The organism is Mycobacterium sp. E2327, from assembly GCF_001672675.1.
GTDB lineage: Bacteria > Actinomycetota > Actinomycetes > Mycobacteriales > Mycobacteriaceae > Mycobacterium.
This window is the reverse complement of sequence record NZ_LZKE01000041.1, coordinates 17,984-42,806: the sequence shown is the minus strand read 5'-3', so window position 1 is coordinate 42,806 and position 24,823 is coordinate 17,984. Positions and strand designations below refer to the sequence as shown.

24 protein-coding genes are annotated in these 24,823 nt (G+C 65.2%); 13 read left to right on the top strand and 11 right to left on the bottom strand.

Features of this window, described 5'->3' with window-relative positions:
- The first annotated feature begins 6 nt into the window (after window positions 1-6).
- From A5712_RS05345 to A5712_RS05330, 4 genes are all read left to right on the top strand, one after another.
- Window positions 7-798: a coniferyl-alcohol dehydrogenase gene (locus A5712_RS05345; protein ID WP_068102214.1), complete on the top strand. Its 792-nt coding sequence runs from the start codon at window positions 7-9 to the stop codon at window positions 796-798.
- A gap of 18 nt (window positions 799-816) precedes the next feature.
- Entirely contained in the window at window positions 817-2,202 is a 1,386-nt protein-coding gene (locus tag A5712_RS05340) for an aldehyde dehydrogenase family protein (RefSeq protein WP_068102213.1), read from the top strand.
- Window positions 2,202-2,393: a ferredoxin gene (locus tag A5712_RS05335; protein WP_068102212.1), complete on the top strand. Its 192-nt coding sequence runs from the start codon at window positions 2,202-2,204 to the stop codon at window positions 2,391-2,393. The genes A5712_RS05340 and A5712_RS05335 overlap by 1 nt, the downstream gene beginning before the upstream one ends.
- Window positions 2,394-2,579: 186 nt before the next feature.
- Window positions 2,580-3,734: an acyl-CoA dehydrogenase family protein gene (locus tag A5712_RS05330; protein ID WP_068102209.1), complete on the top strand. Its 1,155-nt coding sequence runs from the start codon at window positions 2,580-2,582 to the stop codon at window positions 3,732-3,734.
- 276 nt (window positions 3,735-4,010) lie between these two features.
- Here the strand turns inward: A5712_RS05330 and A5712_RS05325 are convergent, their stop codons facing one another.
- Window positions 4,011-4,646, bottom strand: a complete 636-nt coding sequence (locus A5712_RS05325) for a TetR/AcrR family transcriptional regulator (RefSeq protein ID WP_197519299.1) — start codon at window positions 4,644-4,646, stop codon at window positions 4,011-4,013.
- Window positions 4,647-4,840: 194 nt separating this feature from the next.
- Between A5712_RS05325 and A5712_RS05320 the strand changes: the two genes are divergently transcribed.
- From A5712_RS05320 to A5712_RS05310, 3 genes are all read left to right on the top strand, one after another.
- Window positions 4,841-5,884: a hypothetical protein gene (locus A5712_RS05320; protein WP_068102206.1), complete on the top strand. Its 1,044-nt coding sequence runs from the start codon at window positions 4,841-4,843 to the stop codon at window positions 5,882-5,884.
- Window positions 5,885-5,949: 65 nt separating this feature from the next.
- Window positions 5,950-6,153: a hypothetical protein gene (locus A5712_RS05315; RefSeq protein WP_156766427.1), complete on the top strand. Its 204-nt coding sequence runs from the start codon at window positions 5,950-5,952 to the stop codon at window positions 6,151-6,153.
- Window positions 6,154-6,155: 2 nt separating this feature from the next.
- A complete protein-coding gene (locus A5712_RS05310) occupies window positions 6,156-7,310 on the top strand; it encodes an LLM class flavin-dependent oxidoreductase (protein WP_068102203.1) in 1,155 nt (384 codons plus the stop codon).
- Window positions 7,311-7,329: 19 nt separating this feature from the next.
- Here the strand turns inward: A5712_RS05310 and A5712_RS05305 are convergent, their stop codons facing one another.
- From A5712_RS05305 to A5712_RS05280, 6 genes are all read right to left on the bottom strand, one after another.
- Window positions 7,330-9,033, bottom strand: a complete 1,704-nt coding sequence (locus tag A5712_RS05305) for an NAD(P)/FAD-dependent oxidoreductase (RefSeq protein WP_068102341.1) — start codon at window positions 9,031-9,033, stop codon at window positions 7,330-7,332.
- A 249-nt stretch (window positions 9,034-9,282) separates the two neighbouring features.
- Window positions 9,283-10,308 carry an acyl-CoA dehydrogenase family protein gene (locus A5712_RS05300; protein WP_068102202.1) on the bottom strand — a complete coding sequence of 342 codons (1,026 nt, stop codon included), beginning with the start codon at window positions 10,306-10,308 and terminating at the stop codon, window positions 9,283-9,285.
- A complete protein-coding gene (locus A5712_RS05295) occupies window positions 10,305-11,072 on the bottom strand; it encodes an SDR family NAD(P)-dependent oxidoreductase (RefSeq protein WP_068102201.1) in 768 nt (255 codons plus the stop codon). Before A5712_RS05295 ends, A5712_RS05300 begins: the two co-directional genes overlap by 4 nt.
- 24 nt (window positions 11,073-11,096) lie before the next feature.
- The gene (locus A5712_RS05290) at window positions 11,097-12,290 is read right to left on the bottom strand and encodes a thiolase family protein (RefSeq protein WP_068102199.1); all 1,194 of its coding nucleotides are present in this window, start codon (window positions 12,288-12,290) and stop codon (window positions 11,097-11,099) included.
- Window positions 12,291-12,320: 30 nt separating this feature from the next.
- Window positions 12,321-12,740, bottom strand: coding sequence for a nuclear transport factor 2 family protein (locus A5712_RS05285; protein WP_068102198.1), 420 nt, complete (start codon window positions 12,738-12,740; stop codon window positions 12,321-12,323).
- A gap of 52 nt (window positions 12,741-12,792) precedes the next feature.
- Window positions 12,793-13,266, bottom strand: coding sequence for a PaaI family thioesterase (locus A5712_RS05280; protein WP_068102196.1), 474 nt, complete (start codon window positions 13,264-13,266; stop codon window positions 12,793-12,795).
- Between the two features lie 56 nt (window positions 13,267-13,322).
- Between A5712_RS05280 and A5712_RS32310 the strand changes: the two genes are divergently transcribed.
- The 6 genes from A5712_RS32310 to A5712_RS05255 all read left to right on the top strand — a co-directional run bounded on the left by A5712_RS32310 (window position 13,323) and on the right by A5712_RS05255 (window position 19,627).
- Window positions 13,323-13,457: a hypothetical protein gene (locus A5712_RS32310; RefSeq protein WP_255404394.1), complete on the top strand. Its 135-nt coding sequence runs from the start codon at window positions 13,323-13,325 to the stop codon at window positions 13,455-13,457.
- A 3-nt stretch (window positions 13,458-13,460) separates the two neighbouring features.
- Complete coding sequence (locus tag A5712_RS05275; protein ID WP_068102194.1) at window positions 13,461-14,291, top strand: mycofactocin-coupled SDR family oxidoreductase; 831 nt, start codon at window positions 13,461-13,463, stop codon at window positions 14,289-14,291.
- A 33-nt stretch (window positions 14,292-14,324) separates the two neighbouring features.
- Complete coding sequence (locus tag A5712_RS05270; RefSeq protein ID WP_197519298.1) at window positions 14,325-15,488, top strand: spirocyclase AveC family protein; 1,164 nt, start codon at window positions 14,325-14,327, stop codon at window positions 15,486-15,488.
- Window positions 15,489-15,876: 388 nt separating this feature from the next.
- A complete protein-coding gene (locus A5712_RS05265) occupies window positions 15,877-17,250 on the top strand; it encodes a nitric oxide reductase activation protein NorD (protein ID WP_068102187.1) in 1,374 nt (457 codons plus the stop codon).
- 14 nt (window positions 17,251-17,264) lie between these two features.
- Window positions 17,265-18,089: a MoxR family ATPase gene (locus A5712_RS05260; RefSeq protein ID WP_082973281.1), complete on the top strand. Its 825-nt coding sequence runs from the start codon at window positions 17,265-17,267 to the stop codon at window positions 18,087-18,089.
- Between the two features lie 191 nt (window positions 18,090-18,280).
- Window positions 18,281-19,627, top strand: coding sequence for an NAD(P)/FAD-dependent oxidoreductase (locus tag A5712_RS05255; RefSeq protein ID WP_068102184.1), 1,347 nt, complete (start codon window positions 18,281-18,283; stop codon window positions 19,625-19,627).
- Window positions 19,628-19,715: 88 nt separating this feature from the next.
- Here the strand turns inward: A5712_RS05255 and A5712_RS05250 are convergent, their stop codons facing one another.
- From A5712_RS05250 to A5712_RS05235, 4 genes are read right to left on the bottom strand one after another with little or no spacing between them, the layout of a single operon-like run.
- Window positions 19,716-20,864, bottom strand: a complete 1,149-nt coding sequence (locus A5712_RS05250) for an LLM class flavin-dependent oxidoreductase (protein ID WP_082973280.1) — start codon at window positions 20,862-20,864, stop codon at window positions 19,716-19,718.
- 11 nt (window positions 20,865-20,875) lie between these two features.
- The gene (locus tag A5712_RS05245; RefSeq protein WP_068102182.1) at window positions 20,876-22,015 is read right to left on the bottom strand and encodes an acyl-CoA dehydrogenase family protein; all 1,140 of its coding nucleotides are present in this window, start codon (window positions 22,013-22,015) and stop codon (window positions 20,876-20,878) included.
- A complete protein-coding gene (locus tag A5712_RS05240) occupies window positions 22,012-23,175 on the bottom strand; it encodes an acyl-CoA dehydrogenase family protein (protein ID WP_068102180.1) in 1,164 nt (387 codons plus the stop codon). Before A5712_RS05240 ends, A5712_RS05245 begins: the two co-directional genes overlap by 4 nt.
- Window positions 23,176-24,750: an AMP-binding protein gene (locus A5712_RS05235; RefSeq protein WP_068102178.1), complete on the bottom strand. Its 1,575-nt coding sequence runs from the start codon at window positions 24,748-24,750 to the stop codon at window positions 23,176-23,178.
- Window positions 24,751-24,823: the final 73 nt, after the last annotated feature.

The window sequence follows — 24,823 nt, the reverse complement described above, 5'->3', positions numbered from 1 at the left end:
AGAATCATGGCCGACTTCAGGGGCAAGCGCTACGTCGTCACCGGCGCGGCATCAGGCATCGGCCACGCGGTGGCCGAGCGACTCCTATCCGCGGGCGCCGAGGTCTACTGCCTGGATCGCAACCCACCGAAAGCCAAAGTGACCCAACACATCGAGGTCGACCTGGCCAACCCGCACAGCATCGACACCGCCGTAGAGCAACTCGACGGCGACTTCGACGGGCTGATGAATGTCGCCGGCATTCCCGGCACCGCGCCCGCCGAGTTAGTGTTGGCCGTCAACAGCCTCGCGGTCCGCCACCTCACCGAGTCGTTCTTCGAGCGCTTGCGGCCGGGCGGTTCCGTCACCATCGTGTCCTCGACCGCCGGGTTCGGCTGGCCGCTGCGGCTCGACACCATCCGTGACCTGCTGGCCACCGATACCTTCGAGGAGGGCGCGGCCTGGTTCAAGGCCAACCCGCAGCAGGGCAACGCCTACAACTTCTCCAAGGAAGTCACCACCGTCTACGCGATGTCGATGGGTTTGGCGTTGGCGGAGATGGGATTTCGCATCAACGCGGTGCTGCCAGGGCCGGTCGAGACGCCGATCCTGGTCGACTTCGAGGAGTCGATGGGCAAGGACACCCTCGACGGGCTGAAGAATCTGCTGGGACGGCACGCCGACCCTGACGACATCGCCGGTGTGGTGCTGTTCCTGGCCTCCGACGACGCCCGGTGGGTCAACGGCCAGGCGCTTGCGGTCGACGGCGGCATCAGCGGGGCGGTCGCGAGTGGCGTCGTGCCGGCCCCCGAAATCTGATCTGCCCAAGGAGGATCCGTGACTGTACACGCCGTCGAGGCGACCGATAGCGCCGGCGTGCTCGCCGACCTACGCCGGGCCTTCGCCACCGGGCGCACCCGACCCTTGGAATGGCGCCTGGACCAACTGCGCGGGATCGAACGGTTTGTCGACGAGCGGGAGGCGGAGATCGCCGCGGCTTTGGCGGACGACCTGGGGCGCTCGCCGGCGGAGGCATGGCTGGGTGATGTCGCTTCCACCAAAGGTGAAGCCGTTTACGCACGCAAGCATCTGAAGAAGTGGATGCAGAAGCGCCGCGAGCCATTGCCGTTGGCGCAGCTGCCAGGACGGGGGTGGGTGCAATGCGACCCCCTGGGTGTCGTGCTGATCATCGGGCCGTGGAACTACCCGCTGTATCTCAGCCTGGCACCGCTGGTCGCCGCGGTTGCGGCCGGCAACTGTGCGGTGGTCAAACCCTCCGAGCTGGCGCCCGCCACGTCGGCGCTGTTGGCGCGGCTGCTTCCTCGGTACGCCGATAAAGAGGCCGTGCGGGTCGTCGAGGGCGATGCCGCCATCACCCAAGAGCTGCTGGCGTCGGGATTCGACCATGTCTTGTTCACCGGCGGCACCGAGGTCGGCAAGAAGATCATGGCCGCGGCGGCGCCCACCCTGACCCCGGTCACACTCGAGCTCGGCGGCAAAAGTCCCGTGATCGTCGCGGCCGATGCCGACATCGACGTCGCCGCGCGGCGCATCGCCTGGGTCAAGCTGTTGAATTCCGGTCAGACCTGTATTGCGCCGGACTATGTGCTGGCCGATCACCGGATCGCCGAGGAATTGGTCGGCAAGATCGTTGCCAACGTGCGCGAGTTCCGTTCCGCCGAGCAGGATCCGGCACTGCGCATCGTCAATCAACGCCAGTTCGACCGATTGGTCTCGCTGATCGCGACCACCGACGGAAAGGTCGTTAGCGGAGGGCGGTCTGAGGCCTCCACGTTGCGGATCGAACCGACAGTAATCGTCGACCCATCGCCCACCGACCCGGTGATGGCGGACGAGATCTTTGGGCCGATACTGCCAGTCCTGACGGTCGAATCGCTGGACCACGCAGTCGATTTCGTAAATGGCCGCCCGAAGCCCTTGGCGTTGTATATCTTTGCCTCGGGTCAACTCGGCCGTGACTTGATCGACCGCATACCGTCCGGTGGCGCGGTGATCAATCATGTTGCCATGCATTGTCTGGTGCCGTCCCTGCCGTTCGGCGGTGTCGGTGCCAGCGGCATGGGCGCCTACCACGGCAAGTGGGGGTTCGAGACGCTCAGCCACCGGCGCGCGGTGCTGTCCAAACCGGCCAAACCAGACCCACGTCTGGTCTACCCGCCGTACAGCAAACGGGCCCTGAGCCTCATGCGGAGGATGTTCTGATGAAGGTGCGCGTCGACACCGCCAAGTGTTCGGGAATCGGGTTGTGCGAGGCAACCGCGCCGACGGTGTTCGAGATCGGGGATGACGGCCAGTCGCATGTGACCACCCCCGAACCGTCGGACGACGAACGCGCCGCGGTCGAAGAGGCGGTAATCAGCTGCCCGACCGGCGCGTTATCCATCGAGGGCTAGGGCAGTGGCTTTCGTCGTCACCCAAAAGTGTTTGCAAGGCCGCCTTCGGCATTACGGCATTGATGCGATGCGACGCCAGGGGTTGCCACGGTGCTGACGCAAAACGCGCGCGGCACCGGCCCGAGCGCTCAACCGCGGAGAACCATTGTTTAATATGGAATAAAATATTGCTCGTGAGGTGATGATGTGGGCTCTGCGTTGACCGATGAAGAAGGCCTGTTGGTCGACACCGTTCGTGCGTTCATCGACCGTGACGTCAAACCGACGGTCCGCGACGTCGAACACGCCAACGAGTATCCCGAGAAGTGGATCGAGCAGATGAAGCAGATCGGGATCTACGGCTTGGCGATCCCCGAACTGTACGGCGGCTCGCCGGTATCGACCCCTTGCTACGTGTTGGTGACGCAGGAACTGGCGCGGGGCTGGATGAGCCTGGCCGGAGCGATGGGCGGTCACACGGTGGTGGCCAAGCTGCTGACGCTCTTCGGCACCGAGGAGCAGAAGCAGAAGTACCTGCCCAGGATGGCCACCGGTGAGGTCCGCGCGACGATGGCGCTCACGGAACCCGGCGGCGGCTCGGATCTACAGAACATGGCGACCACCGCGGTTCCCGATGGTCAGGATCTGGTGATCAGCGGCGCGAAAACCTGGATATCCAACGCGCGCCGCTCGGATCTCATTGCGCTGTTGTGCAAGACCGATCCGAAGGCGACACCGAGGCACACGGGTATCTCCATCGTGTTGGTGGAGCACGGGCCGGGCCTAACGGTGTCGCGGGACCTACCCAAGCTGGGCTACAAGGGCGTGGAAAGCTGCGAGCTGTCCTTCGACCGATACCGCGCGCCCGCCTCGGCGATCCTTGGCGGCGTGCCCGGCAAGGGGTTCGCGCAGATGATGAAGGGTCTGGAGACCGGCCGCATTCAGGTCGCCTCCCGCGCGCTCGGCGTGGCGACCGCCGCGCTCGAGGACGCGCTCGCCTATGCGCAGCACCGGGAGAGCTTCGGTCAAGCGATCTGGAAACACCAGTCGGTCGGCAACTACTTGGCGGACATGGCAACAAAGCTCACCGCCGCCCGGCAACTCACGCTCTACGCGGCCGAGCGCTACGACCGTGGCGACCGCGCCGACATGGAGGCGGGGATGGCGAAGCTCTTCGCGTCCGAGGTGGCGATGGAGGTCGCACTTAACGCCGTGCGAATCCATGGCGGCTACGGGTATTCAACCGAATTCGACGTCGAACGCTACTTCCGCGACGCGCCGCTGATGATCGTCGGCGAAGGCACCAACGAGATCCAGCGCAATGTCATCGCGGGCCAACTCGTCGCGCGCGGCGGCATCTGAGGTCGCGCGCCGATTGCGCCGGCGGTACAGATCGCCCACAATCCGAGGTACCAGAGAGGGCGGAATTGCGGCCCGAAGAACGCCGCGATGGCCGCGAACCAGCAAGTGACTCCCGAGGGGCCGTCGTTCGGCACGTACGGCGACTTGATGACGCTGGACAGCGAAACCGGCTTGGGCGGACGACTTTTCGATCAGGGCATCCTGCATCGGTGTTCTGAGCGCCGGCATCCTGAGTGGCCGAGGCGCACGCGACAAGTCTCATGGAATCGCCGCCGGTTACGGCCCGTACAGGGTGCCCCGCCACATCGTTACCAACACGTCGACGGCGGCTTCCTCGTCGGCAAGATTCGGTTCGACCCCCAGCCCGGCGATGTACAGCACCCGCTCGGTGCCCCAGAACAGTGTTGCCGCGAGAGTCCTGCTCGGCACTTGCGAGGTGATGATCCCCGCCGCGCGTTCGCGTTCGATCTCGACGGCGCCGGCGGCGATGAAACGTTCGGCGATTGCCAACCACAGGTTGCGCAACTCGGGCTCGGAGTGCCAGTGGTGATTCGCCGCCTGTAATACCGGACGGTGGCGATGCCACGCATGTGTCACAGCCCGAATGCTGCGCTGCAGGGCGACCGTCGGCGAATCCTCGGGGGAGCGGGCCAGAAACGGTTGCACGGTCTCGAAGATGTCGTCCATCGCGCGCTCGAGCAGACCGCTGAGCACGGAAAACTTGGACGCGAAATAGAAGTAGAAGGTCGCCCTGGAGACCTGCGCCTCGGTGAGGATCTGCGCAACGCTGATGTCATTGAACGGTTGCCCTGCGAGCAGGCGCGCGGTGGCCGCGAAGATGTTCTCAGCGGCCGACGCCTCGGTGTCCGCCACCCGGCGTCGACCGACCGCTCGCCGCGTCATCTCGGTCATCGGCGACACCTTACCTGCGGTCTGCGCATCTCTCCGTGTCCCACCAGAGGAATCTAAGCAATTTTCAAAACAGGTATACACGCTGTCTGAACATCATGTTAGTGTGAGCTGGTCCACACCAGCCGAGCGGGTTGGCGCAACCACCGGCAGAAGCAAAACCGCACTTCAGCGCGGGGGAGAAAGGTCGGAGTTCGATGAGTTCGACGCTGAGTAGTAGCAGTTGGTGGCCGCTGGTGGGTGAGGAAGGATGGCCCCCGAATATCAAGCCGAGCCCGGGCGATTTCATCGCCAGCGCTCCGGCCCAGCTCACATTCTTCTTCGTAGCGGGCGCCGCCGCCGTCATCTTTGCGCTGCCCTGGGCAATCAGGGCAGCCGTGCGGAGCAAGAACTACATTCCTCTGCTGGTCATCGCCAGCGGATTCATTTGCAGCCAGTGTGAACCCATGCTCGACATGTTGGGCCACTTGCACTGGGCCAAGAACCTGGTGCCGGCCTTCACCAACTTCGGCATCACCGTGCCCGCGCTCATCCCGCTGTGCTACGTGGCGTTCCTCGGGCTCGAGTCCTACTTCTGCTACTTCGTCATCCGCAACGGAGCGCATGCGCGACACTTCATCATGCTGCTGGGATTGGGCATCGTCACCGACGCGGTCATGGAGACGATCGGCATCAACTTGCGGACCTACGAGTACTACGGCGTGCAGCCGTACAAGTTCCTCAACTTCCCCTACTGGTGGGGCTTCATCAACGGCGGCTCGTTCGTCACCATCGGCGCGATGTTGGCCTTCGCGGTGCCGCGGCTGAAGGGCGCGCACAAACTCTGGCTGTTGCTGGTTGCGCCGACCGGCATGATGATGAACTACTTCGGGATCGGCTGGATTCACCTACTCGCGCACAACTCGACGCTGCCGGTCGCGGCGCGCTGGGTGGCCGCGACGATCATGATGGCGATGATGGTCTGCTGGATGCTGGTCCTGCACAAGCTCGTCGGACGGCCCCAGTCATTGCCGGCGCCGAACTGGACGCTGTGGCGGATCTTCGCGTACGGAAAGCTGACGCCGAAGCGCTCGACGCGAATGGCGATGTGGCAGAAGATGTGCGAGGAAGGCGGCGTGAAACCCGGCGACGGGATCGCAACCAACCCCGAGGACCCAACCCAGGCCTTGATGGTCGGCCCCACCGTCGTATTCGCCGATGGGGCAAGCGCCGAGACGCGCCGACGCGAAGCCGCGGTTTAAACCGTTGCAGTCGTGGGTCGTCCGGGATGGGCCCAGGCGACCCGCGCGCCCAAGGGGGTCCTCCGATGACACCAGGTGTTCAGCTGACGATGGCGTTCAGCGGCGCGGCGTTCGTGCTGCTGCTGTTCCCCACGATCATCATGACCGGCCTGCTTCCGTCGATATCACCCATGCGGAACGCCAACGAGATAGCCGAATTTCCTCTTGGTGACCGCTTCAGGTTTGCAAGCGCCGTTCCGCGTTACACTGACATCTTCGTGAGGCCGTAGCGATGACCAAAATCCGTGCCGGCATTGGCATCTGGGCGTCAAGGCACCTCGATCCCAAGGTCGCGGGGCCGTATGCGGCAGCGTTGCAGGCCACCGGGCAGATCGACTACGCGGTGATCTGGGATCAGCTGACGAGCTGGTGGCCCAACAAGTTGTTCACGCCCGAGAACACCCCGCTGGCCGAGGCCTTCCCCGACATCGACTCGCTTCAGGATCCGTTCGCGACCATGGCGTTCGCCCTCAGCGCGGTCGACCGGATGGGCTTTGCGATATGCACGGACGCATCCAGGCGCGATGCCCCCGAGTTGGCGCAGACCATGCTCACTTTGGCCGGTTCGACGACGGGCCCCGCCCTGCTCTCATTGGGCGCCGGCGAGGTGCGCAACATCAATCCGTTCGGCCGCAAGCGCTCACTGGGTCTCAAGAGGCTCAGCGACACGCTGCAGGTGCTGCGGCTGCTGTGGACCGCCCGCGAGCCGGTCGATTTCGACGGCGAGATCTTCAAACTCAAGGACGCGTTCATCGGCAACGCCGGCAAAGACCGCCGTCCGGAGGTCATCGCCATGGGTGGCGGCCCGCGGCTGACCGAGATGGCATTCAAATACGCCGACGGTTTCGGCACCGGCGCACCGTTCGTGTACGCCGACCCCGCTAAGTACCACGCGTTGGTGCAAGGCCACCGTCAGACGCTGAAGGAATTGGGCCGCGCGGACGACAGTTTCCATTTCGCCCTGCACCACATCGCCTTCATCACCAAGGGCAAGGACGACTTCGAACAGTACGTCGACAACCCGTTGGTGAAGTGGTATGCGGCGACCGGTGGCCGGATCAACCAGCGAGACTGGGAGCCCGAGGGAATCGAACCCGTGATGCCGCTGGATTGGCATTACGCCTTCCACATGAAGCCCAACTCGATGACGCTCGACGAGATCAAGGCGATCACCGACCGGGTGACACCGGAGATGGTGCGCAAGACGTTCTTCTACGGCACGCCGGACGATATCGCCAAGGAAATCAGGCCTTTCGTCGAGGCCGGCTCCACGGTCAACCTCGTCGCCGACTTCGGCCCGATTCTGGTCCCGGCGGAGCCCGAGGCCACGATCGAGGCGTCCGCGGAGATCTGCCGACTGATCAAGCAGGCCGGACCGAAAGACTAGGGGACCGGCCGCCTCTCGATCAGAGTTCGGCGGGGAAGGGGTCGTTCTGGCCGCTGGAGTAGGGGTCCGCGTCGTGCTTCTTGCGGCGGGTCACCAGCTCCTTGAGCACGCCCAGCCGGCCGCCCTTGTCCTCGAGGTGGAAGTGTTTGAGCATGGTGCGGGCGGCGTTCTGGCCGGGCATCCCGCTGATGCCGGCGACGGGATGGGTGCCCGATCCGGTGAGGTAGAGGCCCTCGACCGGGGTCTTGTATCCGGCGAAACCGGCCACCGGCTTGTTGGGGCCGAACCGGCTAATGGTGGGGTCGACGTGGTAGACCGAGCCGTCGATCGCCCAGAACCGTTCCTCGATGTCGGGCAGCACCAACGGGCGGACGGCCACCTGCAGGTCCTCGACGCCCTTGTAGTACATGTCCGCGTCTTTGAGGATGCTGTCGGTGATCTTCTTGCGCGCCACATCCCAGCCGTCCTCGGGGTAGGACGGGGTCAGGCCGGTCCAGAACCACCACAGGTCTTTGCCCGGGGGCGACATCGACGGGTCGAACGAGTTGGTCACTTGGGCCAGACCGGGAATCGCGTCCGGCACCTTGCCGCGCACACACGCCCGCGCGGCCTCGAGCGCCTGCTCGTAGGTGTGATAGCAGTTGCACGCCTGCCGCATGTCGATGCCATCACCGCGCCACTTCTCGTGCTTTGACATGTCCACCCGCCCCGACAGCGCGACGTTCACCTTGGCGTCGGCGATGCCGCGCTTGCGGGTCGGAATGTGGTCGGCGGCGTTCTGCTTCTTGGGCTCCAACACGCCGCGGGGGAGCAGCCTGGTCAATGTGGTTTTCGGGCTGCATGCCGTCAAAACCGCACGGCGAGCACGGATTTCCGCGCCACCCCTGATCCGAACACCGGTGCAGCGGTTATTGGTGACGATCAACTCCTCGACCGGCGAACTGGTGATCACGTCGCCGTGGTTGTCCTTGATGACCCCGATCAACGCCTTGGGCAGCGATCCGGTGCCGCCGTGGAACATCGCCACGCCGTACTTGCTCAGCACGCCGAGGTAGATCAGCGACCAGCCTGACATGTCGGCATCGAACGGCATGAAGGGCAGACTCGCCAGCATCGGCGCGCGGATCATGTCGTGCTCGAAGCTTTCCTCGACCGCTTCGGCCTGCGAGCTCGACATCCAGCGGCCGAGGGCGGCCATTTGCTTGCGGTTTTTGACGACCGCGCGCGCCGACTTGAGCACGTTCTTGATCTCGGGCTCCACCACATTGGTCTGCATCATCGGCAGGCCGATTTCCACTGCGGCGTCGATGACTTCGTAGAGTTCGAGCAGCGCGCGCGCGTCCTTCTTGGAGAAGTACTCCAACTCCGCGGCGGTCTTGCGGGGGTCACGCCAAAGGCCGAGGGACGCGCCGTCGGCGGAGAGCTGGAAGTGGGCGGGGTCGATGACCGTCTGGCGCAATCCATAGTGACGCGACAGCCCGAGGTCGCGGTCGATGGTGGTCGTTCGGAACAGTGACGCCTGGATCGACGCCTCGTTGATCGTGTACTCCGGCGCTTCGGGTGCAAAGGAATTCGTCGACGTCATGCCGCCGGCGGTCGGGGAGGCTTCTACCACGAGCACGTCGAGCCCGGCCTTGGCCAAATAGGCTGCCGCGACCAGCCCGTTGTGTCCCGATCCGACAACGACAACGTCGGCTTCACGCGGCGGGGGAGCGACCTTCATGACCAGTCCTTCGAGCACGCGAGCGAGCGCCGCTCGCTGATTTAATCTAACTGCCGTTAAAATCGTATCGGAACGAAACCGCAATGTCGATGACGCTGGCCGGGCGGAGATCGGTGCCCGTCGCCGCGTGGAAATCGTGCCGCGACCGTGCGCCGACGTTGTAGGAAATTAATTGCCAATACATTCCGTCCATTGCGCCTCGGAACGGAGGTCACCAATGCCGACCGGAATCCGCAGGCGGCCGATCGGTTAACCGATCACCGTCGAGGCCAGCATTTCGCGGGGGTCGGAATAGCCCGACGCCATCACCTGAAGGAAGCGGGCGTCGGCGAACGCGTGCGAGATAGGGTATTCGCGCATGTAGCCGTAGCCGCCATGCAGCTGCAGGGACTGGTCGACCGCTTGCCCGCACACCCTGCTCGCGGTAAGGCGCGCGGCGCCCGCATCCGCGACATCGAGCGCGCCGCTGCCGCGCGCGTGCACGCAGGAATCGACGAACGCCGTCAGGCCGGCCAGCTCGGCCCAGAGCTCGGCCAGCCGGAACCGGGTGTTTTCGAACTCCGCCAGCGGACGGCCGAACACCTTTCTGGCATGCACGTAGTCGACCGCCAAACCCATCGCGGTGTGCGCACTGGCCAGCGCCAACACGGCGATCCACAGGTCGAGGTCGCGACGCAAGGAGGCCGGGGACGCCATCTCGGTATCCGTGTCGACCCCGGAGAGGGTCACGTCGGCCAGTCCGGCGTCGCGCCCGGCCAGGTTGTCATCGACGGGTGTGACGGTGACGCCCGGCTGGTTTAGCGGCACCAGGGCAACGCCGTCGATGTTGGGTACCAGAAGCGCGTCGGCGATGCGCCCGCCGGCGACGCTCGACAACGTGGCGGGTGCCGGGACGGCAATCAACTCACCGGTGCTGAGCCCGGGTAGCCACTGCTGTTTTTGTGCCGCCGTGCCGTGTTCGAGTAAGAACGGGATTGTGACACCGGCCTGCAGGGCCCAGATCAGCGCGAGGCCGCTCGCCCCGGCCGCGATCGTCTCCTCGATCAGGACGGCGAGGAAGCCGAGATCGTCGGTGCCGCCGCCGCCGTACTCCTCGGGCACCGCGGTGCCGAGGAATCCGGCGTCCCCAGCGGCGGTGATGATGCTGCGCGGCACGCCGTTCGCGTGGCGCCAGTCGTCAAGGTTCGGCGCGACTTCCGTGGCGATGAATCGCTTGACGCTGTCGCGGAAGGCGTCGTGGTCGTCGCCGTAAATACGTCGACGGCTCGAAATCACCTGGGCGCCATCCGGATTGCGCCGTCGAGTCGGATCGTCTCACCGTTGAGCATGCCGTTGTCGATGATTGACAGCGCCAGCCGGGCAAACTCGTCGGGCAGGCCCAGCCGGCTCGGATGCGGCACGGTCTTCGCCAGTGAGGCCCGCACGTCGTCGGAAACCTTTGCCAGCAGCGGTGTGTCGAACGTGCCGGGCGCGATGGTGCAAACACGAATCGCCTTGGACGCCAGATCCCGTGCGGCGACGATGGTCATGCCGACGATGCCGGCCTTGGACGACGCGTACGGAATCTGACCGATCTGGCCCTCGAATGCGGCCACCGACGCGGTCAGGATCACGACGCCGCGATCACCGTCCAGCGGCTCGTTGGTGGCCATCTGCGCGGCGGCCAGTCGCAGCACGTTGAACGATCCGATCAGGTTGATGCCGATGACCTCGGAGTAGGTCTCCAGCGAGCCAGGGGAGCCGTCCTTGTTGACCACGCGGACCGGGCCGCCGCGTCCGGCGCAGTGCACCACCGCCCGAAGCGGTCCCGACTCGGTGGCGGCGTTGATCGCTGCCGTGACATCCTCGGGACTGCGAACGTCGGCGGCGACGAACTGCACGGTGTCGCCGAGTTCCTTGGCCACCGTCTCACCGTCGGAGGACGGCAGGTCGGCGATGACCACCTTGGCGGCGCCGGATCCGACTAGGCGTTCGACGGTCGCCCGCCCGAGCCCCGAGGCGCCTCCGGTAACGACCGCGGTGATTCCCTCAATCTGCATGCGCTGCTTTTCCTTTCGCGGCCGTCACAGCCGTTCGATGATGGTGGCGTTGGCCATCCCGCCGGCTTCGCACATAGTCTGCAGCCCGTAGCGACCGCCCGTCGCCTCCAATGCGTACACCATCGTGGTGAGCAGCCGGGCGCCCGACGCGCCCAGCGGATGCCCCAGCGCGATCGCGCCGCCGCGCGGATTGAGCCTGGCCGGATCCGCCCCGAAATGCTGCGCCCAGGCCATCGGTACCGGCGCGAACGCCTCGTTGACCTCGTAGTGGTCGATGTCGGCCAGCGAGAGCCTCGACCGCCGAAGGACCCGTTCTGTCGCCGGGATGGGCCCGGTCAGCATCGTGATCGGATCATCGGCGGCCAGACCGAACGCGTGGAAACGCGCCCGCGGGGTGAGACCAAGCTCGTCGGCGATGTCGTCGCCCATGATCAGCACCGCCGCCGCGCCGTCGGCCAGCTGGGACGAATTGCCGGCGGTGATGTGCCAGTCGGTGATCTCGGGGAACCGCGCCGCCATCTCGGGGGAGTAGAAGGACGACTTGAGCGCCGCCAGACCCTGCGCCGTGGTGGATGGCCGCACGGTCTCGTCGGCGGTGACCACCCCACCTTCGGGAGTGGTGATCGGCGCGATCTCCGCGGTGAAGTCGGTGCTCGCCGCGTTCGCATGTGATCGGGCGGAGAACTCGTCGATGGACTCGCGGTCGAGTTTCCAGCGGGCGGCCACCAGTTCGGCCGAGACGCCCTGTGGCACCAGGCCGGGCGCGTACCGCTCCGTTACCGATGGCCCGTAGGGGTCCTGGCCGATCCGCGCGGTGAACATCGGGATGCGGCTCATCGATTCGACACCGGCGGCCACGACAATGTCGCACGCGCCGGCGATTACGGCCTGCGCGGCAAAGTCGGCGGCCTGCTGGCTGGATCCGCAGGCGCGATGCACCGCCACCGATGGCACGCTCTCGGGCAACCCCGCCGAAAGCCACGCCCAGCGCCCAATTGGTCCCGACTGTTCGCCGACCTGGCTCACGCAGCCGGCGATCACGTCGTCGACGCGAGCGGGGTCAACGTCGTTGCGGGCCATCAGCTGGCCGATCACCTGGCCCAGCAACTCGACCGGATGCACGCCACTCAAGGCCCCACCGGGCCGCCCGTCCCTGGGCGGCTTGCCCTTGGCCATCGGCGATCGAACTGCGTCGACAATGACTGCGCTGCGCGACATTTGGTTTCTCCTCGTGGCGTCTGGGTGGCGTCAGGCGTGCTGCGGCTGGGCGATGGCCGCGCTGTCCCAATAAAAAGCCCGGATTTCGCGTACCAGCCCGTCGGCGAACGACCACACCTCGAGGGCGGAGTTGGGAATGGTGCCGTCGGATCCGGGATTCTTCCAATCGAAGGCGATCCAGGCGACCACGTGATCGCCGTCGCCGATGGTCCGCACCAGCGTGAGGTTCGTGGCGCCGGCCTGGTTGCCCGCCTTGGCGATCCCGGTGAACAGGCTGCGCAGCCGACGGCTACCTTCCACGCGTCCGCCGTGCGGCAGCGAGGGCGGCCACTCGATCGCGGCGTCCTCGGCAAAGTGGTCGTCGATCGCGGCCGCGACCGCATCGGGGTCGGCGCCGGCGAGCGCGGCATAGAAGTCTGCGACGATCTGAGCATTCGGGCGCTGCGACATCGGGCACCTCACTATTCGGGGTTGGGGATCAATTTAGAACCTTATCGTCTCATTAACTGCTCGGCAACGGCGGTCCCGACGAGCCGCCGGCGATCATCGTGCCCTGGCTCGTGGCGCAGCGGTCACCGTTCCGATCCTCCACTACCACTTCGACGAACTTGGTGCGGCGGCCGCCGCCGAGCACGGTCGCGCGAAACGTCAACGGAGCCCCGGCGGGCCGGTGAAACTGGATGTGGAGGGAACCGGTCGCGGGCAAGAGCCCCTTGTCGCTCTGCCGCATGGTGAGCGCGCCCATGATCTGGTCGGCAGCGGCGGCGACGGTACCGCCGTTCACGGCCCCGTTGGGGTTGGGCGTCAGTGTCGAACGCTCCATGCGAAAGGTCGCAGAATCCACATTCAACTCGACGCACACGAGCCCGAGGTCCCGGCAGTATGGCAGGGCATTGGCCCAGGTCAGCCAGTCGGCGTCCTGGTCCGATGCTGGGTGCCACCACGCGGCGTCGGGCGCGGAACCGTCGTGGGACATCGTTGGCTCCAATTCCTTGGTTTCCCTTTGCAATGTAAACGATCGTTTCTGCAACGATGATCGCCACCCATGCGGATGTGACCATTGACAGAACTGCGTGGATCGGCAATTATGAGACGTTGAACCTTAAAAACGTGACCCGTCGGCAGAACGTCCGTTCGGGCGTGACTCAAGAAGACAAGGACAGCTAGGTTATGGGACTCGCCGACAACAAGGTCGCCTTCATCTCCGGTGTGGCGCGGGGTCAGGGCCGTTCGCACGCGGTGCGGCTCGCCGAGGAAGGTGCCGACATCATCGGCTTCGACATCTGCGCTAACGACGACGCGGTCGAATACCCCCTTGCCACCCGCGACGATCTCGACGAGACCGGCAAGCTGATCGAGAAGTACAGGCGCAAGGCACTGCTATCGGTAGTCGATGTCCGTGATTTCGACGCGGTCAAACGTGTCGTCGACGACGGTGTGGCCGAATTGGGGCGCTTGGACATTGTTTTGGCAAATGCCGGGGTTATGGCCATCACCGGCCAGCAGCGGCTGCAGCGCGAGGCCTTCCTGGCCGGGATCGACATCATGCTGGTCGGGGTGTTCAACACGGTGATGCCCGCCATCCCGCACCTGCGGGCGGGCGGGCGCGGTGGATCGATCGTGATCACCAGCTCCACCGCGGGTTTGGTCGGCGGACTCGGGGACGGCTCGCCGGGCGTGCTTGGTTACACCGCGTCCAAGCACGGCGTGGTCGGGCTAATGCGGGCCTGGGCCAATGTGCTGGCGCCGGAGAACATACGTGTCAACACCATCCACCCGACCGGCGTCAACTCGCCGATGATCGCTAACGAAGCCTTCGGGCGCTACGTCCAGGAGTTTCCGACGATCGCCCAGAACCTGCAGAACCCGTTGCCGGTACCTAACGGATTGCTTGAGCCGCAAGACGTTACGGATTCGATCATGCACCTGGTCTCGGACGCGGGCCGCTACATCACCGGCACCACGTACGTCATGGACGCGGGGTTTACGAACAACCGCTAGCCGCTCATCGAAAGGGGGCCGACGATGACCCAGATGGCTGAAAGGTTGGACCACCCGAGGCGTCCATCCGCTTCGCGCGCAGTCGATGCACCCCGCACGTCGGGACCGGTGAAGTGGTGGGCGGCGGTCGGCGCCGTCTACCTGGTCGTCATGGTGGCCGTGCTGACCCGCTGGGTGCTCAGCCCGTTGTTCAAGACCGTGCCGGTGGGACCGAGCCCCGTGCCGACCTTTATGAAGGTCGCCGTCGTGTTCTTCGAGGTGATCTCGATTCCTGCCGTGTTGGCCGCGTTCTATTTCCTGGTCGTCAGGCCGTGGCGGCGCGAGGGCAAGCTCAGCGTCGACGGAGCGCTGGTCATTGCTTTCGCGACTTTGTGGTTCCAGGACCCGTTGTCGGCGTACAGCGGCACGTGGTTCACCTACAACGCCTGGGCGCTCAACTACGGCTCCTGGGTCAACAGCGTTCCCTATGCGACCGGAAAGGCCGCACCCGGAGCCATGATCGTCGAGCCAATCCTGATCGTTCCCGGGGCCTACGTGTACTGCTTCGTGGTCGCGATGTTCGCCGGATCCTGGGTGATGCGCACCGCGCGCAACCGTTGGCCGCAGCTGAGCGCGGTCAAGCTCGCCGCCATCTGCGTCGGCGCGATGTGGGGCTTTGACGTCGTGCTCGAGGGCGTCATGTTCATGCCGTTGGGAATTTGGGAGTACCCGGGCGGGCACTTCAACATCTTCCCCAACACGTATCACAAGTTCCCGCTCACCGAGATGATCACGGCCGGTTCGGCTTTCGCCGCCGTCGCGATCTTGCGGTTCTTCAAGAACGACCGCGGCGAAACGCTTGCCGACCGGGGTGTGGAGTCGCTGAAGGTCTCGGATCGTCGCAAGAGCGTGTTGCGGGCGTTGGCGATGGTCGGCGCTGTCAACGTGTTGTTCTTCGTTCTGTACAACGTGGCCAACACGTGGACGGCGACACGGATGGCCGACTGGCCGGTGGACTTCCAGAAGCGCTCGTATCTGACCAATGGTCTGTGCGGCGCGGGAACCGACCAGATGTGCCCCGGGCCGGCCGTTCCCCAGTTCCGCAACAACAACCACGACCCCAACGGCGGATCGGCGCACCTGGATCCCAACGGGAACCTAGTCGTGCCCCCGAACACCACGCTGCCGAGCATGGTGCCCTTCGACCGCGGGAAGTAGTGCGAGGCGCGACATTTCATCCATCGTTAGATTCGCAGTCCTGGCATCTGCAATAGCGTCACGCCCGCTGGCCGTCGAGGAGACGCAAACCGAACCGACCCATACGGACGGGCGCACGGTATTCGTCGCCGCGGGCCTAAATGCCGCGGACGCGCGCGATGCGGTCGCGGTGCAGGCCGCGCTGCTAGGGGGCGGCGCCTTGCGCAAAGACCTGATGATGAGGCTTGCGCGGCATCGCCCCAGGGTGGCGCAGCGTTACCTCGCCCTCGAACTCGGCCGTGTTGTCGATCAACTCGATCAGGTGTTGCCGGCCGCGACGTCGCGTCGCATGAAATCCGCTGCAGTGCAGCCAGTCCCGAGCTGCAGCGAAGAGTCTTTCGATCGGGCGATGGGCCACGAGCGCATCCCGCCGGCTCCGGATTGGGCCGGCGTGCTGAGGCCGTCCCGGCTGCGGCGGGCGCGCGCCGAGGAACTGCGTGCCGCGCCGACCGACCGGGACCTGGAACGCCTGGGCCAGTTGGAAGAGGAAGCTTCCCAGGAGGATGACGGATCGGCGGACGACACCGACGAGAGCAAGATCATCAACCTGCTGTCGGCCCCTGGTATACCCAATCCGCTCGGCGACGCCCTCCAGAAGCTGCTCGGGATGGGCCGCAGCGGTCTGGACAAGAACCAGGGCTCGGCCGAAATCCCCGTCGCGAAGCAACGCTTCGGGCCGATCGGGCGCAACGCCACGAAGCGTCGGCTCGGCCAGATTCTTTCGGCGGCGCTGGCGCCGGTTCCGGCGGCGGGCATCCGATATCCGGAGTGGGACTGCCACAAGGGGACCTACCGCCCGGACTGGTGCACCGTCAACGAGTACGACCCCGCCGACGTCGAGTCCGGGTCTGAGCGGGCCGCCATTGCCGGGCCGTCGTTGCAGCGGCCCCTGGCGCGGGTCGGGATCGAACCGGAACGGCACCGGCGCCAGGCCGAGGGCGACTCACTGGATCTCTCGGCCCTGCTGGACTACGAGACCGACCGTCGGCACGGCGACAACCCCGACCCGTACATCTATGAAAGCAGCCGGTTGACCAAACGTGACCTGTCGGTTCTCGTCCTGCTGGACTGTTCCGGCTCGACCGCGGAGGCCTCCGGCGGCCATGTCGTCTTCGACGAGGAACGACGACTCGCCGGCGACGTCACGGTGGCCCTGGAAAGGCTGGGCGACCGGGTCGGGACCTACGGGTTCTATTCACGCGGCAGGGACGCGGTGCGTTTCTTGAGGATCAAGGGCTTCGGCGCACGGTTCGACACCGCCGCGAAGCGACGCCTGCAGTCGGTTCAACCGTCTGGCTTCACCCGGATCGGTGCCGCGATCCGGCACGCCACCCACGTTTTGGAGTCGCAGGCGCTGGCAAAGAATATGGTGCTCTTGGTGATCGGTGACGGACTGCCCTACGACGACGGCTACGAGGACCGCTACGCCCGCGCGGACGCGCGGCAGGCGATCCAAGAGGCCGTGCGGCGCGGCATCGGGGTCGCCGGAATCGGTATCCGATCGTCGACCGAGCCCCAGGTGCTCGAGGACGTATGGTCGGACGCGTCGTTTCGGGTGATCGGACAAAGCGAGGACATCCGCCGCCACCTGCGAGGTCTCTTGATCAACGCGCTGAGTGCGACGCGAAGCAACGGTCGCCGCCGCGAGTACCTGACCGAAGAACACCACGCCCACCTGCGGTCCCATGCGGCCAGGCGCGGCGCTATGAACACGTACAGCTGAACCGCGAGGTAAAAATGAGCGAATTGGCAATGGAAAAAACGGATTCGACGCGAGAAGGTGCCCGGGAGGAACCCGGGTACATCCCGGTCGGCGACGAGGTCGAGGTGTTTACCGCCGCGTGGCGTTCAGGTCTTCCGGTCATGCTGAAGGGTCCGACCGGTTGCGGCAAGACCCGGCTCGTCGAGCACGTGGCAAAAGAAGTTGGTGTGCCGCTCTTCACGGTGTGCTGTCACGAGGACATGACGTCGTCGGACCTGTTGGGCCGGTTCGTACTGCGCGATTCCCACACGGAATGGGTGGATGGCCCGCTGACGCAGGCGGTCCGTCAGGGCGGGATCTGCTATCTCGACGAGGTGGTGGAGGCCCGGCAAGACGCGATCGTCGCGGTCCATTCGCTGTCCGATCACCGCAGGGAGCTGAACATCGAGCGGCTCGGCGGACTCAAAATCCATGCGGCGCCGGGGTTTCAGCTCGTCGTATCGTATAACCCCGGGTACCAGAGCATCTTGAAGGACCTGAAGATGTCGACGCGCCAGCGCCTGGTAGGCATCGATCTCGGCTTTCCACCGCCGGATATCGAACGAAAGATTCTGCGACAGGAAAGCGGGCTGGACTCCGACGTGCTGGAGGACATCATCCGGCTGGGTCAGGCGATCCGGCGTCTCGATGATGCCGCGCTGCGCGAGACCGCATCCACCCGCGCGCTCGTCGCGACCGCCACCCTGGTCCGTGCCGGCTTGCGCCCACGCGCGGCCGCCGTGTCGGCGATCGCGAGCCCGCTGACCGATGACCCGGAAACCCGTGAGCGGTTGACGGTGCTGATCGAGTCGTATCTCTGAACGCGAGAATCGGGACGTAGCGCTGGTCCCAGGTTCGATGATGTCTTTTGGTGCTTGTGCCGGTTTTAACTAGCCCGTATCGCAGCATAGGCTCGTGACGCCGAGCACCTGGGGCGGCCGCGACGTGATAGCTTGAAGCGGATAACGATCGTTCACTTTGTGGCAAATTCGAAGCCGGGCGGAGTTGTGTCATGAATCCTGTTGGGTATCCAGATCAAACCCCGGGCCGCTCGGCCGTCGTTGTCGGTGCCGGTCTTTCGGGACTGGCTGCCGCGTACCGCCTGCAACAGGCCGGAATCACGGTCACGGTGCTGGAGTCGGGCCGTGGGCCGGGCGGTCGCGTGCAAACGGAGTGCCACGGCGGCTACATCGTGGACACGGGCCCCGACGCCCTCACCGCCGGCTACACGAGTTACCTGAAGTTGGTGGAGGACCTCGGGCTCGGTGACCGCCTGGTGGATACCAGCGCAGTCATGGGCCTGGTCCGGCGAGGACGCCTGATCGACATCGATCCGGCCAGTCCGCTGAAACTGCCTTTCACCCCCGTCTTGTCGATGGCGGCCAAACTGCGCTTGGCGGCCGGGTTCATCCGATTGCGGAAGCTGATCGCCGAAGTCGACTCCTACGACATGGGCCGATCGGCGGCGCTGGACGATCCGGACGTGTCCGCGTACGACTTTGGCCTGCGTCATTTTGGCCGTGAGGTGACCGAGTACCTCATCGATCCGATGATGCGATTGACCACCGGCACCGGCGCCCGAGATGCATCCAGCGTGAACGTTCTTGGCGCACTGGGTGCTTGGTCTGGTGGCCTGCGTAGCGTCCGGGGCGGATTGGCGACGGTCACCCATGAGCTCGCGTCGCAACTCGACGTCCGCTATGGCGCGACGGTTACCCGAGTCGACGAGACGGATTCCGGCGTGAGCGTGTCATACACAGACAGCAGTGGCAACCACGATGTCAGCGCGGAAACCTGTGTCATCGGTGCCATGTATCACCGCGCCATCGAAATGTGGCCGCCATTGTTGACGGCATCGCCGGCGTTCGGGGACAAGCTACGCAACGTCAAATTGATCAGCGTCTCACTCGGCTACCGGGTTCCGACCCGAAGCCGGGCGTACACCGTTTTGGTACCCACCCTCGAACGATCTGACGCGCTGTTGATCTTCTTGCAGCACAACAAGTCCCCCGATCGGGCGCCGCGCGGGCACAGCCTCGTCACCATCTACACCGACACCGCCGTCACCGATAGATTCCTCGAATACACCGACGCTCGACTCGAAGCCTGGGCCGCCGGCATCATCGAAGGGCTTTGCCCCGAACTCGCCGGAAACCGCGACTTGTCGGTGGTGACTCGCTGGCCATACGCGGGCTACCTCGCGGACCCTGGCTTCTGGCGCCGCAACAGCGCCCTGCGTGATTCACTGCCTGCCCGGGGGCCGGTCCAGATTGCCGGCGACCTGTTCGGCGCCGGGTCGATGGAATCCGCCGCACGATGGGGCGAGAACGCGGCCCGCCGCGTCCTCGAGAGTCGCTGAGCGGCCCGGTCTGCCGTGCGGCGGGCCATCGCTCTGATTCGGTGACGGGCGGTCGATGGCGAATATCTCCGACTTAGAACCGAGCTGATTATCCGGTTCGACCCTTGAGGTGCCCGCTCACTTCGATGCTCCGGCCCAGTGCCGCGGGGAGTTCGTCGGGATGCAGCACGAACGCGGCCATGTCGAGAATTCCCACAAAGTCGACACCGGCGTCGATGAACGGCCGGAATTGGGCGGCGGCCTCCGTGGGCGAGCCGTAGAAATACGATTTTTCGGCCATCGCGCGGGTCGCGCGGCCCGCCCATTCCTCGACTTCGGCCTTGCTCATCGACAGTGGCAGCATCTTCATCGCGTAGTGCCAGTCCCGCGGCATGGGCGGTTCGATACCCTCGAGGTCCCAATCGGATTGGTTGACTCGCCCGGCAATCGCGGTGAGCCAGCGGGTCAGTTTGTTGTCGAGTGCGCGGTCGACCACGTTGGGGTCTTCGTGTAGCAGCATCGTTGCCCACACGCCGAATCTGAAGGTGTCCGGGTCGCGTCCCTTGCGGACCAATTGTGCCCGCATGGTGTCGCGTTCCTCGGCGAACTTTTCGGGAGAACTCCATACGAACGGGCACATTGTGCAGAACCCGTCGCCGTAGCTGGTGGCCAGATCGATGATCCGCGGTCCGCCGCCCAGACCCCATAACTTGGGCCGGTTCGCCTTGGCGGTTCCGATCCACGCGTCGGTCAGTGTGGTGTGGTGCCCTTCGAAGTTGATGGGACGGTCGCTGGCCATCAGCTTGTCGAAAACTCGGTAGATGTCTTCGAGGCGATTGATGCCTTGCGCCCGTTTCCAGCCGAATGGTTGGGTCTGCTTGATTTCACCGGCGCCGATCTGCACGATCGTGCGACCCCCGGTGAGGTCGGCCAATGTGAGCATCGACTGGGCTAGTTCGGCCGGGCCGCGGCGGATCGAGTCGGTCGAGAGGACGATACCCAGTTCCGGGGCAAGCGCGGAGGCGTAGCCGGCCATCGTCCACACATCTGGAAAGCTGTCGCAATCCGGCATCACCGCCGCCAGCGGCGTGTTCTCCGACGTCCACAGCCCCTGCGGGTACCACGAGGTCAATTGGTCCCACACCTGGAAGTAATCGACGATGCCGCTGGCAGCGATCGCCTGCGCCATCTGACCGAAAGCGGCGGTGGGAAGATGACGATCGACGGTTATGGGGATGCTTGTCTCAATCTTCGACATGGCGACGATGACTACCTCAATCCAAATGATCCGCTGATGATTTCGCGCTGAATCTCGTTGGTGCCGGCGTAGATCGGCAGCACGAGCGAGTGGCGGACGTGGCTTTCCATGTCGTACTCGGTCGCGTAGCCGTAGCCGCCCATCATCTGCATGCCCTCCAGCGCGATGCGTTTGGCCACCTCGGAGGTCTTGACCTTGGCCATCGACGTCATCCGCGTGGTCACCGGATCGGCCCCCTGTTCGAGCCTTGCGGCGACCTCGTAGGTAAGCAGGCGGGCGCACTCCAGATCGGTGGCCAGATCGGCGATCCGGTGCCGCAGCGCCTGGAACGTGCCGATGGCTTTCCCGAACTGCTTGCGCTCCTTGACGTATGCGATGGTGTCGTCCAGCGCGCGCTGGCCGATGCCGAGGCCAACCGCCGCGCCGAGTAGTCGCTCGCCGTCGAGGCCGGCCATGATCTGGGGAAAGCCGCGCCCGAGTTCGCCGACGACGTTGCTGGCGGGCACGAAGCAGTCGGTGAAGAAGACGTCGTTGACCTCACGGCCGCCCAGTGTCGAGATGCGGCGCGTTTCAACGCCTTCGGCATCGCGGGGCACCTCGAAGATGGTCAAACCGGCATGGGGCTTCCCGTCGCGGCCGGTGCGGGCGACCAACAGGATGCGCCCCGCGCGGTGCGCGTAGGAGCACCACGTCTTCTGTCCGTTGAGTACGTAGCCGTCGCCGACCGCATCGGCCCGGCAGGCAATCGCCGCGACGTCGGACCCCGCGCCGGGTTCGGAGATAGAAATCGACATGATCTCACCGTTCGCGATGGCGGACAGCGCTTCACGCTTTTGTTCTCCGGAGCCAAAACGCTTGTAGCACCCGGCGACGGTGTTCGTCGGACCGAGCGCCTTGACCGGCGCAAGTCCGCGCCAGAGTTCCTCGAACAGAATCGTCTGCTCCACGTACGTGCCACCGGAGCCGCCATATTCCTCGGGGATCGCGACGCCCAGCCAGCCCAGCTCGGCCAATTTTTTGTATAAGACGGAGGATTGGTCTTCCTCGTCGGCGTCGAGCAGCGCCTCACGTTGGTCGCGCGTGCCGCATTCACGCGCGCAGAATTCGCGCACCGCCGTTTGGAAGTCTCGCTGTTCGACGGTGAGGGTCATGCTTGCGTGAACCTCCGGTGAGGAAACAGGCCTGCGGCCACACCGTTGCGCAGCACGGCAGGCGCGCCCCCGGCCACGACGTTGGTGACGCAGTCCCGATGAATGCGCTGGATGGGAAAGTCGGTGGTCACACCGTAGCCACCGTGCAGTTCCATTGCCTTTAGGGTGATTTGGGGACCGACCGTGGCGCCGAACAGCTTGGCCTGTGTTACTTCGGCCAGTTTCGGGAATCGACCTTCGATCGCCGACGAGGCGGCGCGGTAGGCGAGCAGCCGCAGGGCCTCGATCTGCACCCACATGTCGGCCAGGGAGTGGTAGACGGCCTGAAAGTCGATGATCTGCTTGCCGAACGCCTCACGCTCCTGGGTGTATTTGGCGGCCTCGTCAAAGGCGGCCTGGCTGAAGCCGAGCCAGAAGCCGCAGTTGTGCAGGCGCTCGAGATTGAAGGCGGTCATCAACCTGGCGAACTGGCCGGGACCGACGATGACGTTCTCGGCCGGCACCCGCACGTCGCGCAGCACCATGTCGCCGTGATGGATCCCGCGATCGCCGATGTAGATGGGGCCGCGCTGGACCTCGACGCCCGGCATTGAGGCTTCCACGACGATGGCGCCGATCCCTTTGGCGCCGGGCACATCGTCGAATCGCACGAAGGTCGCATTTAGGTCGTTAACGTTCGAACCGGTCAGAAAGCTCTTGGTGCCGTTGAGGATGTACGCATCGCCGTCGCGGACCGCGGTGGTGCTCAGGTGCGTCAGGGCCGAGCCGGCTCGCGGCTCGGTGAGCGCGATGTTGCATGCGCGATGGCCGGCGACGATATCGCGCAAGTACTTCTCCTGTACGGCGTCGCCGCCGAGCAGGAACATCGATGGCCCCGGACCGCTGGTGCAGAACACCGGCTCGGGCGGCAGCCAGGACTGGGCGTATCGGAATAGCGCCTCCACCACGATCAGGTACTCGACCGCGCCGCCGCCCTGGCCGCCGTACTCCGTGGGCATTGCGACACCGAAAAGCCCCTCGGCACCGACACGGTCGAAGATTTCACGGTAAGGCGCCTCGTCGGACTCGTCCCACTCGCGTGCCTGGTCGGCGAACGATCGGCCGAGTTTCTCGGCGCGTGCCTGCAGGTCCTGTTGCTTCGGTGTCAGGGTGTAGTCCATCTAGCGGCGCTCCTCTTTGGCGACAGTCAGATCCATCGCTTCGAAATCCCATGTCCCCTCGGTGTTCCCAGCGTCACGCAACTTGTGCTTCAACACGCGGCCCACACCGTTGCGGGGGAGCGCGTCGAGGAAGTCCACGTAGCGGGGGATAGCGAAGTAGGGCAGGTTGTTCTTGAAGAAGTCGAACAGCTCGGCCGGTTCGATCGGCGAGCGGGCGACGACGCAGGCCTTGATGTCGTCCTCACCCAGATCGGACGGCACGGCGACCACCGCTGACTCGACGATCGAGGGGTGGGCGTCGATGGCCTGCTCGAGTTCGAAGCTGGCGATGTTCTCGCCGCGGCGGCGGAGACTGTCCTTCTTCCGGTCGACGAACGCGTAGGCGCCACTCGGAAGGCGCCGGCCGTAGTCACCGGTGTGATACCACAGGCCGCGCAGCGCCTCGAGTGTGGCCGTAGGGTTTTCGAAGTAGCCGTCAAACATGGCGTACTTTGCCTTTGGCCGAAGGCAGATCTCGCCGGTGGCCTCGCCGTTGAGCACGTTGCCGTCGTCGTCGAGCAAGGCAACATCGAGGTCGGGCGCGCCGATACCGCACCCGTTCGGGTCACGCCGGTCCGACGAGAGCGGCGTCAATGTCGTTGGCATGCATTCGGTCTGGCCGAATATGTCCACCCAAGGATCGACCCCGAAGCGCTCCCGGAAAGTCGCCTGCGCTTCCAGTGACAGCGGCGCGCACATGATCCGGGTGACTTTGTGGTCGCGGTCGCTAGGCGACGGCTCCGTCGCCAGGATTGCCGCGCCCATCGCCCCGACGGCGATCATCAGTGTCGCGCCGACTTCCTTCGCGCGCGGGAAGTACGCGCGGGCGCTGAACGTCCCCTGCAGGTAGGCGGGAATGCCGTAGACCAACGGCAGCGTCACGGTGACCAGCCGAGCACCGGCATGGAACAGCGGCAGGCCGGCAAAGAGGACGTCGCCTTCGGTGACCTCCAGCGCCTGGCCGATGATCTCTCCACTGCGGCAGTAGTAGCCGTGGCTGGCCACGCATCCCTTCGGTAGCCCCGTGGTGCCGGATGTGTAAAGGATCGACATCGTGTCGTGGGCGGTCACTTCCACCCGGGGCGGGGCGTCGCCGCTGTCGAACAGGCTCGCATAGGGAATCTCGTCACCTTCCGCCTCGTCGAGCATGATCACCGCGCGGAGGTCGGGCAGCTGGCTTCTGATCGGAGCGACCGCTTCGCGGCCGGCGGCATCGGTGACCAGCAGGCCGGACCGGGACTGGCGCAGCTGATGCAGCAGGAACTCGCCCTTGAGGTATGCGTTGAGCGGCACCTGGGCCGCGCCGGTCTTAGCCGCCCCGTAGAACAGTTCGAGCAACTCGATGCGATTGGGAGCAAGCATTGCGACTTGCTCGCCCTTGCCGGCGCCGAGTTGGGCCAGGCCGGCCGCGAGCGCGTCTGACCGCCGATCCATTGCGGCATAGGAGAAAACGTTCTCGTCCATGGCGCAGCAGACGCGATCGGGCGTATGTAAGGCACGTTCGCGCAGGATGTTGCCAATGGCGTCACGAACCATTTCGTAAACCCCTCCTCAAAGCGGGGTTGGGGCGGTGATGGCGGTCGCTGACGCGCAGGGCCGGTGGACCGGT

Coding starts and splice junctions, on each gene's coding strand:
- A5712_RS05335 (WP_068102212.1), top strand. CDS start 2,202: ATGAAGGTGCGCGTCGACACCGCCAAGTGTTCGGGAATCGGGTTGTGC.
- A5712_RS05280 (WP_068102196.1), bottom strand. CDS start 13,266: ATGTCCCACGACGGTTCCGCGCCCGACGCCGCGTGGTGGCACCCAGCA.
- A5712_RS05285 (WP_068102198.1), bottom strand. CDS start 12,740: ATGTCGCAGCGCCCGAATGCTCAGATCGTCGCAGACTTCTATGCCGCG.
- A5712_RS05305 (WP_068102341.1), bottom strand. CDS start 9,033: ATGAAGGTCGCTCCCCCGCCGCGTGAAGCCGACGTTGTCGTTGTCGGA.
- A5712_RS05275 (WP_068102194.1), top strand. CDS start 13,461: ATGGGACTCGCCGACAACAAGGTCGCCTTCATCTCCGGTGTGGCGCGG.
- A5712_RS05295 (WP_068102201.1), bottom strand. CDS start 11,072: ATGCAGATTGAGGGAATCACCGCGGTCGTTACCGGAGGCGCCTCGGGG.
- A5712_RS05260 (WP_082973281.1), top strand. CDS start 17,265: ATGAGCGAATTGGCAATGGAAAAAACGGATTCGACGCGAGAAGGTGCC.
- A5712_RS05345 (WP_068102214.1), top strand. CDS start 7: ATGGCCGACTTCAGGGGCAAGCGCTACGTCGTCACCGGCGCGGCATCA.
- A5712_RS05325 (WP_197519299.1), bottom strand. CDS start 4,646: ATGACCGAGATGACGCGGCGAGCGGTCGGTCGACGCCGGGTGGCGGAC.
- A5712_RS05250 (WP_082973280.1), bottom strand. CDS start 20,864: ATGTCGAAGATTGAGACAAGCATCCCCATAACCGTCGATCGTCATCTT.
- A5712_RS05270 (WP_197519298.1), top strand. CDS start 14,325: ATGGCTGAAAGGTTGGACCACCCGAGGCGTCCATCCGCTTCGCGCGCA.
- A5712_RS05245 (WP_068102182.1), bottom strand. CDS start 22,015: ATGACCCTCACCGTCGAACAGCGAGACTTCCAAACGGCGGTGCGCGAA.
- A5712_RS05310 (WP_068102203.1), top strand. CDS start 6,156: ATGACCAAAATCCGTGCCGGCATTGGCATCTGGGCGTCAAGGCACCTC.
- A5712_RS05290 (WP_068102199.1), bottom strand. CDS start 12,290: ATGTCGCGCAGCGCAGTCATTGTCGACGCAGTTCGATCGCCGATGGCC.
- A5712_RS05235 (WP_068102178.1), bottom strand. CDS start 24,750: ATGGTTCGTGACGCCATTGGCAACATCCTGCGCGAACGTGCCTTACAT.
- A5712_RS05255 (WP_068102184.1), top strand. CDS start 18,281: ATGAATCCTGTTGGGTATCCAGATCAAACCCCGGGCCGCTCGGCCGTC.
- A5712_RS05240 (WP_068102180.1), bottom strand. CDS start 23,175: ATGGACTACACCCTGACACCGAAGCAACAGGACCTGCAGGCACGCGCC.
- A5712_RS05320 (WP_068102206.1), top strand. CDS start 4,841: ATGAGTTCGACGCTGAGTAGTAGCAGTTGGTGGCCGCTGGTGGGTGAG.
- A5712_RS32310 (WP_255404394.1), top strand. CDS start 13,323: ATGATCGCCACCCATGCGGATGTGACCATTGACAGAACTGCGTGGATC.
- A5712_RS05265 (WP_068102187.1), top strand. CDS start 15,877: ATGGGCCACGAGCGCATCCCGCCGGCTCCGGATTGGGCCGGCGTGCTG.
- A5712_RS05315 (WP_156766427.1), top strand. CDS start 5,950: ATGACACCAGGTGTTCAGCTGACGATGGCGTTCAGCGGCGCGGCGTTC.